Genomic DNA, 215 nt, shown 5'->3' on the forward strand with positions numbered 1-215 from the left:
GGATCGGTCGCAGACACAGTACCGATCACCGTGCTGTCGCTGCTGTTTTCATTGTAGCTAAAGTTGTAGCTGGTTTCGCCCACGGGTGGGGTGAACTCAGGCGCTTCATTGACATCAAGCTCAGTGAGGGTGACGTTAATGTTGGTGGTGTTGACGCCATCTGAGGCGCCGACGACTAAATTGTGCACGTTCGCCAGGGCTTCAAAGTCATTGGC

1 protein-coding gene is annotated in these 215 nt (G+C 54.0%); it reads right to left on the reverse strand.

Going from position 1 to position 215, the window contains the following annotated elements:
- The coding region (locus tag H5114_RS20370; RefSeq protein ID WP_182723899.1) for a hypothetical protein at positions 1-188 on the reverse strand (188 nt) is incomplete at its 3' end.
- Positions 189-215 lie beyond the last annotated feature (27 nt).

It is taken from the genome of Shewanella sp. SR43-8 (assembly GCF_014163775.1).
GTDB lineage: Bacteria > Pseudomonadota > Gammaproteobacteria > Enterobacterales > Shewanellaceae > Shewanella > Shewanella vesiculosa.